This window comes from Rhodopseudomonas sp. B29, from assembly GCF_000333455.1.
In the GTDB taxonomy this organism is placed as follows: Bacteria; Pseudomonadota; Alphaproteobacteria; order Rhizobiales; family Xanthobacteraceae; genus Rhodopseudomonas.
In genome coordinates this window covers 1-1,990 of the sequence record NZ_BADD01000027.1, presented here as the reverse complement: position 1 = coordinate 1,990, position 1,990 = coordinate 1, and the positions used below count along the sequence as shown (strand labels likewise).

The window sequence follows — 1,990 nt, the reverse complement described above, 5'->3', positions numbered from 1 at the left end:
ATCGATCAGGTGACGCTGCTCGGCGTCGCCAAGGGGCCGACCGCGACGCCGGCCGCGAGACGCTGTTCATGCCGGAGCGCGAGGCGATCAAGCTCGAGCCGCGCGACCCGGTGCTGTATTTCATCCAGCGGCTGCGCGACGAGGCGCACCGCTTCGTCATCGGCTCGCACCGGACGCTGCGCAAGAAAGACATCCGCGAGGCCGGCCTGCAGGAGATCCCCGGCATCGGCCCGACCCGCAAGCGCGCGCTGCTGCACCATTTCGGCACCCTGAAAGCCATCGAACGGGCCTCGCTGGCCGATCTCGGCAAGGTTCCTGGCATCAGCGCCGACAGCGCCAAGCGCATCTTCGACTTCTTTCATCCCCGGCCGGGCTAGCAGCCGCAGCCGAAATGCCTACCTGAACGTCCGCCCCTCCCATGCGGGTTTCACCTTTTCCTGATAGGGCTGAAGCCCGACTCCTGGGGGAGTTGACCTTCCGCTGCAGTCAGTATTGGTAAGCTCTCGATGAACGACGTTGCCACCAGAGCGCCAGTGCGCGGATCAAAGACGCTGTCGCTTCCGAATATCCTGACCTATGCCCGGATCGCCGCGATCCCGGTGGTGGTCGGGTGCATCTATGCCCAGTCGATCCTCGGCGGCCCGCTGGCGCTGCGCTGGGTGGCGCTGGCGGTATTCATCGCCGCCGCCATTACCGATTTTCTCGACGGCTATTACGCCCGCATCTGGGACCAGCATTCGGCATTCGGCCGCATGCTCGACCCGATCGCCGACAAGCTGCTGGTAGCATCCTGCCTACTGATGCTCGCGGCCGACGGCATCATCCATGGCTGGACGCTGTGGGCCGCGATCGTGATCCTCTGCCGCGAAATCCTGGTGTCCGGCCTGCGCGAATATCTCGCGGCGCTGCGTGTCAGCGTCCCGGTGACCAAGCTGGCGAAATGGAAGACGACCGTGCAGCTCGTTGCCATCGGCTTCCTGCTCGCCGGTGATGCCGGCGACGAGATCCTGCCGATCACCACCCAGCTCGGGCTGCTGCTGCTGTGGATCTCGGCGCTGGTGACGATCTACACCGGCTACGACTATTTCCGCGCCGGCATTCATCACCTCTACGAGGAAGACGCGCGATGAAGGTGAAGTATTTCGCCTGGGTGCGCGAGCGCATCGGCATCGCCGAAGAGACCGTCGAGCCGCCGGCCGGCGTCAGCACCGTCGCCGACCTGATCGGCTGGCTGTCGACGCGCGGCGAAGGCTATGCCTTCGCGTTCGAGAAGCCGGGCGTGATCCGCGCCGCCATCGACCGCACCCATGTGCGTCCCGACACGGCGATCGCGGGCGCGCACGAGGTGGCATTCTTCCCGCCGATGACCGGCGGCTGAGCTCACTCGCGCACGGATGATCCCATGACCATTCCGGTGACCATCCGCATCCAGGAGGGCGACTTCGACATCGCCGCCGAGATCGCCGCAATGACCAAGGGCCGCATCGATATCGGCGCCGTCGTCAGCTTCAGCGGCCTGTGCCGCGGCGACGACAGTGGCGACCGTGTCGCGGCGCTGACGCTCGAACATTATCCCGGCATGGCCGAGGAAGAGATCGGCCGCCACGCCGACGAGGCCGTGAAGCGCTGGCCGATCACCGCGCTGACGATCATCCACCGCGTCGGGCGGCTCGTGCCCGGCGACAATATCGTACTGGTGCTGGCGGCGTCGGCGCATCGCCAGGCCGCGTTCGCGGCCGCCGAATTCCTGATGGACTACCTCAAGGCCAACGCGCCGTTCTGGAAGCGCGAAGAACGCGCCGAGGGCGAGCGCTGGGTCGAAGCACATGCGCGCGACGACGCGGCGCTGGCACGATGGGATAAAAGCTGATGGTGAAGAAGGCAAAGGCGGCGAAAGTCGCCAAGGGCAAGCCGGCTGCGAAGCGCAAGACGGCTGCTCCGCGCAAGAAGACGATTGGGCGCGGCAGTGCCGACACGAGGGAGTCCGCAA

The 1,990-nt window shown here is 66.2% G+C and carries 3 protein-coding genes and 1 pseudogene; all 4 read left to right on the top strand.

Features of this window, described 5'->3' with window-relative positions; all coding sequences use genetic code 11:
• A pseudogene (locus I5M_RS28960) lies at positions 1–377 on the top strand (helix-hairpin-helix domain-containing protein); the annotation flags it as partial.
• A gap of 129 nt (positions 378–506) precedes the next feature.
• A complete protein-coding gene (pgsA, locus tag I5M_RS00870; RefSeq protein ID WP_022719674.1) occupies positions 507–1,130 on the top strand; it encodes a CDP-diacylglycerol--glycerol-3-phosphate 3-phosphatidyltransferase in 624 nt (207 codons plus the stop codon).
• Positions 1,127–1,378 carry a molybdopterin converting factor subunit 1 gene (moaD, locus tag I5M_RS00865; protein ID WP_022719673.1) on the top strand — a complete coding sequence of 84 codons (252 nt, stop codon included), beginning with the start codon at positions 1,127–1,129 and terminating at the stop codon, positions 1,376–1,378. The genes pgsA and moaD overlap by 4 nt, the downstream gene beginning before the upstream one ends.
• A 24-nt stretch (positions 1,379–1,402) precedes the next feature.
• Positions 1,403–1,870: a molybdenum cofactor biosynthesis protein MoaE gene (locus I5M_RS00860; protein ID WP_022719672.1), complete on the top strand. Its 468-nt coding sequence runs from the start codon at positions 1,403–1,405 to the stop codon at positions 1,868–1,870.
• The last annotated feature ends 120 nt before the right edge of the window (positions 1,871–1,990 follow it).